The 4,516-nt window shown below is 72.9% G+C and carries 3 protein-coding genes; 1 reads left to right on the forward strand and 2 read right to left on the reverse strand.

From position 1 onward, the window contains the following. Positions 1 to 128: 128 nt before the first annotated feature. Both ABT247_RS32025 and ABT247_RS32030 read right to left on the reverse strand, forming a co-directional pair. Positions 129 to 1,940 carry an APC family permease gene (locus ABT247_RS32025; RefSeq protein ID WP_392904985.1) on the reverse strand — a complete coding sequence of 604 codons (1,812 nt, stop codon included), beginning with the start codon at positions 1,938 to 1,940 and terminating at the stop codon, positions 129 to 131. Positions 1,941 to 2,390: 450 nt separating this feature from the next. Continuing rightward, a complete protein-coding gene (locus ABT247_RS32030; protein ID WP_350749783.1) occupies positions 2,391 to 3,311 on the reverse strand; it encodes a LysR family transcriptional regulator in 921 nt (306 codons plus the stop codon). Positions 3,312 to 3,438: 127 nt separating this feature from the next. On the opposite strand from ABT247_RS32030, the gene ABT247_RS32035 reads away from it, so the two are divergent. After that, positions 3,439 to 4,516, forward strand: a 1,078-nt coding sequence (locus ABT247_RS32035) for a YncE family protein (RefSeq protein WP_350749786.1), incomplete at its 3' end; no start/stop codon positions are given.

The following is a 4,516-nucleotide window of genomic DNA, read 5'->3' on the forward strand; positions in this document are numbered from 1 at the left end:
ACCAAGTACGTCGGGCAGAAGCGCTTCTCGCTGGAGGGCGGCGAGTCGCTCATCCCGCTGCTGGACGCCACCATCGACGTGCGGACGGGCCGCGACCGTGCGGACGCGGCGCCGGGGCCGCGCCGCCGTCAGCCGACGTGGACGCGCGGGCGCCGGGCGCGGTCCGGCTCCGCCTCGCGCAGCACCTCGCGGGTGACCGGCGCGACCTCGCCCTGGCCGAACAGGAAGAACCGCAGGAACTGAGCGAAGGGGTTGCCCTCGGTCCACTCGAAGTACAGGTGCGGCTGCTGCCCCGTGCGGTCCCGGACGGTGAGCGCCAGCGCGGCGATCGCGTTGGGGATGCTGGAGCTCTCCAGGGTGAGCACCCGGTAGCGGCCGTGCAGCACCTCGCCGCGCACGGTCAGCTCGGCCTCGAAGTCGGAGGCGTCGCGGACGGTGACCTCGACGAAGACCAGGTCGTCCTCGCCCGGGATGTCGTTGTCGGCGCGGATCTGGCGGATCTTGTCGCGGTACTCGGCGACGTCGCGGTTGCTCGGCTCGTTGGCGATCAGCCGCAGCGGGCGGTGGGCGTAGTCGCGGATGAAACGTTCCGCCACGTCGTCCAGCACCACGTTGGTGACCCGCAGCTCGAAGGCGCGGCGCAGTCGGGAGAGCAGCGAGACCAGGATGATGCCGGCGATGAAGCAGGCACCGATCTTCAGACCGTCCGGGCGCTCCATGCAGTTCAGCACGGTGGTGTAGAGGAAGATCGCCGCGATCGCGGCGAAGCCGATGGTCCAGCCGCGCTCGCGCTTCCGGTACGCGGCGATGGTCACCGCGATGGCCGCCGAGCTGATCAGCACCAGCACGCCGGTCGCGTAGGCGCCGCCCTGGGCGTCGACGTCGGCGTCGAACAGCCAGGTGACCAGGAAGCCGATCAGGGTCAGCACCATCACCATCGGCCGTACGGCACGGGCCCAGTGCGGGGCCATGCCGTAGCGCGGCAGGTAGCGGGGCAGCAGGTTGAGCATGCCCGCCATGGCGGAGGCCCCGGCGAACCACAGGATGGCGATGGTCGAGAGGTCGTAGACGCTGCCGAAGGCGCCGCCCAGGTACTGGTGCGCCAGGAAGGCCAGCGCGCGGCCGTTCGCGTCGCCGCCGGGCTTGAACTGGTCGGCGGGGATCAGCAGCGTGGTGATGAAACTGGTGGCGATCAGGAAGCAGCTCATGATCACGGCGGAGGTGGTGAGCAGCTTGCGGGCGCCGCGGATCCGGCCGGTCGGGGCGGCGTCGGTGTCGCCGGGCCGGCCCTCGATGTGCGGCATCACGGCGACGCCGGTCTCGAAGCCGGACAGGCCGAGCGCGAGCTTGGGGAAGGTCACCAGGGCCACGCCGACCATGACGATCGGATTGCCGTGCTGGGCGGTCAGCGCGGCCGTCCAGTCGGTGACCACGTGCGGCGCCTCGATGATCTTCCACAGGCCGACGGCCACCACGACGACGTTGAGCGCCAGGTACACACCGACCAGCACGACGGCCAGGCCGATCGCCTCGCTGAAGCCCTTGAGGAAGACCGCGCCGAGCAGCGCGACCAGGATCAGCGTGATCAGCACCTGCTTGCCGCCGAGCACGCTGTTCAGGTGCGGGTTCTCCACGAGGTGCGCGCTCGCGTCCGCGGCGGACAGCGTGATGGTGATCAGGAAGTCCGTCGCCGCGAAGCCGAGCAGCGCGAGGACGAACAGCTTGCCCTTCCAGAACGACAGCAGCCGTTCCAGCATCGCGATCGAGCCCTCACCGTGCGGGCTCTCCTGGGCGACGCGCCGGTAGACCGGCAGAGCGCCCAGCAGGGTGACCACGACCAGCACGATCGTCGCGATCGGCGACAGCACGCCCGCGGCCAGGGCGGCGATGCCCGGCTGGTAGCCGAGCGTGGAGAAGTAGTCCAGGCCGGTCAGGCACATCACGCGCCACCAGCGCTGGCCCGCGTGGGCGCCGTGGTCGGCGTGCCCGGCGGAGTCCCCCGACTCCGCGCCGTCCTGCTCCGCCTGCGCCTGCGCGGCGTCGGCTCCCTTGGCGGCCTTGTCCGGAGACATGTCCTCGAGCAGCCAGCTGCGGAGCCGTATTCGCGCCGACGACGGATCCTCCGTCGCCGTGTCCGTCGAACCCGACGAAGTCACCTTGCACCTCTTGTTCGCAACCCCGTGAAAGCGCCGTCGGGCGACGGCAGTGCGACAGGCTATGCGACCGCCGTCAAGGATGCGTCATCGGCCCGCGTTAAGAAAACGTCATGGAACCGCAGGTCGGAGCCGGTGGCCCGGTACTGCGGGGCCGGCGCCGGGAGCGGGGGCGGGTCCTGCGGCCCCCCGCGTCTCAAGGCGTGGAACGCGGGGACGGGCGGTGTCCGGGAGCGGTCATGATGCCGGTGAGGGCGCGGCGGACGGCTGCCGCGCCTGCCGTACGGCCGCCGCCAGGTGCTCGCGGAACCAGCGTTGGCCCGGGTCGGCCGAGTTCCGCGGATGCCAGGCCATCCCCAGCTCCAGCGGGGCGAGCCCGAGCGGGATCGGGAAGGTGCGCAGGCCGAGCGCCCCGAGGGTGTCCGGCAGCCAGTCCGCCAGGCACAGCGAGACCAGGTCGCTGTCCCGGGCCAGCAGCAGCCCGCTGGTGTGGCCGGGCACCACGACCGCGACGCGGCGCCGCAGCCCGCGCGCGGCGAGCGCGGCGTCGATGGGACCGAGCCGCTTGCCGCGCCGGGAGACCCCGATGTGGTCCGCGGCGGCGAAGCGCCGGGCGGTGATCCTCCCCTCGAACAGCGGGTGGCCCTCGCGCGCCACGCCCACCACCGGCGCGCTCACCAGCGGCCGGGTGCGGATCTCCGGATCCAACTGCCCGAGCACGCCGACCTCGACGTCCACCAGCCCCTGGCGCAGCGCCGGGCCGCCCTCCAGCGACTCCGGCAGGAACACCACGTCGACGTCCGGTGCCTCGGCACGGATCCGTTCCCTCAGCGGGCCCGCCACCCGGACCAGGACCAGGTCGCTGGTCTGCACCGTGAAGGTCCGGTCCAGGTGGACGGGGTCGAACCCGGCCCCGGGCCGCAGCACGTTCTCGGCGCCGCGCAGCAGCGCGCCCACCTCCTCCCGCAGTTCGACCGCCCGCGGGGTCGGCACCAGGCCCTGCCCGGCCCGTACCAGCAGCGGGTCGCCGACCGCGCGGCGCAGCCGGGCCAGCGTCCGGCTCACCGCCGCCGGCGAGCTGCCGAGCCGGTCGGCGGCGCGGGTGACGCTGTTCTCCTGGAGCAGGGCGTCCAGGGTCCGCAGCAGGTTGAGATCCATTCGGCACTCCTGAGCTGCACTTTTGCAGTTCCGTCAACTATCCCGTGCTCATCCTTGCATTGTTCGGGCGGCCCGGGCCGCCGAAGGTGGGAGGCGTCCACCAGGAAGTCCATCCAAGGAGCGCCCCGTGCCGACCGACCCCCGTTCCCACCGCGCCGGCGACGTCCTCGCCGCCGTCAGCCAGAGCGGAGCGACCGTCTCCTTCTTCGACGCCGCCACCGACCGGCTCCTCGGCACCGTCGAAGTCCCCGCCGAGCCCCACGAGTTGTGCTTCGACCCGACCGAGCGCCTGCTGTGGTGCACCACCGCGTACCGCTCCGGTTACTACAACGCCCACACCGGCCACCGCACCGAAGTGACCGTCATCGACGCCGACAGCCGCCGGATCGTCGAGGTGATCGACCTCGCGCCCGAGCACGGCCCGCACGGCCTGGCCCTGGACCCCGCCCGCCGCCGCCTCTACGTCAGCGTCGAGGCCTCGGCGGACCGCCCCGGCGGGGTCGTGGTCATCGACACCGCGACCCGCCGCCCGATCGGCCGGATCGACACCGACGCCCCCGGCCCGCACTGGTTCGCCGTCTCCCCGGACGGCCGTACGGGCTTCGCCACCAACAAGGAGGCACCGTTCGTCTCCGTCGTGGACCTGGACCGCGGCGTGCTGACCGCCAAGGTGGAGGTTCCCGGCAGCGAGGGCCTGGCCGTCTCCCCCGACAACGTCCACGCCTACGTCGCCGCCCCCTACCTCGGCTTCGCCGCCCGGGACGACGCCCGCCCCGGCATCCGCGTGATCGACGCCCGCTCGGCCTCCGTCACCGCCACCCTGCCCACCGAGGGCGCCGTGATCCCCGTCCACCTGACCTCCACCGGCAAGCTCCTGGCCGGCGAGTTCCGCTCCGCCCGCGGCCCCGTCGTCGGCGCCCAGCTCGGCGAGCAGACCCCCGGCCGCCTCACCGTCTTCTCCGCCGACACCCACGAGCGCCTGGGCTCCGTCGACACCGGCCTGTTCCCCCTCACCATCACCTCCTCCCCCGACGGCCGCCTCGCCTACGTCTCCAGCGTCGTCTCCTCCACCGTGGACGTCATCGACCTCGACACCCTCACCCCCGTCTCCCGCCTCACCCTCCCCAAGCTCGCCGAACCCGGCGCCCACGGCCTCGCCTACCTGCCCCGCCCCAGAACCCCACCCCGCCCCCCCCCCCCCCCGC

The sequence above is a fragment of the Kitasatospora sp. NPDC001539 genome (assembly GCF_040298565.1).
In the GTDB taxonomy this organism is placed as follows: Bacteria; Actinomycetota; Actinomycetes; order Streptomycetales; family Streptomycetaceae; genus Kitasatospora.

What these genes read in the sequence shown, in the direction of transcription:
- ABT247_RS32030 (WP_350749783.1), bottom strand. Translation starts at nt 3,311, where the DNA reads ATGGATCTCAACCTGCTGCGGACCCTGGACGCCCTGCTCCAGGAGAAC.
- ABT247_RS32025 (WP_392904985.1), bottom strand. Translation starts at nt 1,940, where the DNA reads ATGTGCCTGACCGGCCTGGACTACTTCTCCACGCTCGGCTACCAGCCG.